At 36.2% G+C, this 1,713-nt stretch carries 2 protein-coding genes; both read right to left on the minus strand.

The window, feature by feature from the left end; translation table 11 throughout:
- A partial coding sequence (locus AB2B50_RS09595) for a DUF445 family protein (protein WP_368037395.1) occupies positions 1-1,287 on the minus strand: 1,287 nt, incomplete at its 3' end.
- A gap of 54 nt (positions 1,288-1,341) precedes the next feature.
- Positions 1,342-1,713: hypothetical protein (locus AB2B50_RS09600; RefSeq protein ID WP_320693328.1), on the minus strand; the 372-nt coding region annotated here is incomplete at its 5' end.

Below are 1,713 nucleotides of genomic sequence, written 5' to 3' on the forward strand. Positions count from 1 at the left end.
TACTGATTCTGATACTGATTCAGAAATTGACTCGCTTACTGATTCAGATACTGACTCAGAAATTGATTCGCTTACTGATTCTGAAACTGACTCAGATACTGATTCACTTACTGATTCAGGGATTGATTCGCTTACTGACTCTGATACTGAGTCAGAGATTGATTCAGATACTGATTCAGATACTGATTCAGAAATTGATTCACTTACTGATTCAGATACTGATTCGCTTACTGATTCAGATACTGATTCAGAAATTGATTCACTTACTGATTCAGATACTGATTCGCTTACTGATTCAGATACTGATTCAGAAATTGATTCACTTACTGATTCAGATACTGATTCGCTTACTGATTCAGATACTGATTCAGAAATTGATTCACTTACTGATTCAGATACTGATTCGCTTACTGATTCAGATACTGATTCAGAAATTGATTCGCTTACTGATTCTGAGATTGATTCAGATACTGATTCACTTACTGATTCAGAGATTGATTCAGATACTGATTCGCTTACTGATTCAGATACTGATTCAGAAATTGATTCACTTACTGATTCAGATACTGATTCGCTTACTGATTCAGATACTGATTCAGAAATTGATTCACTTACTGATTCAGATACTGATTCGCTTACTGATTCAGATACTGATTCAGAAATTGATTCACTTACTGATTCAGATACTGATTCGCTTACTGATTCAGATACTGATTCAGAAATTGATTCACTTACTGATTCAGATACTGATTCGCTTACTGATTCAGATACTGATTCAGAAATTGATTCACTTACTGATTCAGATACTGATTCGCTTACTGATTCTGAAACTGACTCTGATACTGATTCAGAGATTGATTCAGATACTGATTCGCTTACTGACTCAGAGATTGATTCGCTTACTGATTCAGATACTGATTCGCTTACTGATTCTGAAACTGACTCAGATACTGATTCACTTACTGATTCAGAGATCGATTCGCTTACTGACTCTGATACTGAGTCACTTACTGATTCTGATACTGACTCAGATACTGATTCAGAGAATGATTCGCTTAATGACTCTGATACTGATTCCGAGATAGATTCAGATACTGAATCGATTACTGATTCAGAACTTGATTCGCTTACTGATTCTGAAACTGACTCAGATACTGATTCACTTACTGATTCAGAGATCGATTCGCTTACTGACTCTGATACTGATTCACTTACTGATTCTGATACTGACTCAGATACTGATTCAGAGATTGATTCGCTTACTGACTCTGATACTGATTCAGAGATTGATTCAGATACGGATTCGCTAACTGAATCTGATACTGATTCACTTACTGATTCTCAAACTGACTCTGATACTGATTCACTTACTGATTCAGAGATCGATTCGCTTACTGACTCTGATACTGAGTCACTTACTGATTCTGATACTGACTCAGATACTGATTCAGAGAATGATTCGCTTAATGACTCTGATACTGATTCCGAGATAGATTCAGATACTGAATCGATTACTGATTCAGAACTTGATTCGCTTACTGATTCTGAAACTGACTCAGATACTGATTCACTTACTGATTCAGAGATTGATTCGCTTACTGATTCAGAAATTGACTCGCTTACTGATTCAGACACTGACTCAGAAACTGATTCACTTACTGACTCTGATACTGATTCAGAGATTGATTCAGATACGGATTCGCTTACTGACTC

Source organism: Streptococcus fermentans (assembly GCF_040888305.1).
In the GTDB taxonomy this organism is placed as follows: domain Bacteria; phylum Bacillota; class Bacilli; order Lactobacillales; family Streptococcaceae; genus Streptococcus; species Streptococcus fermentans.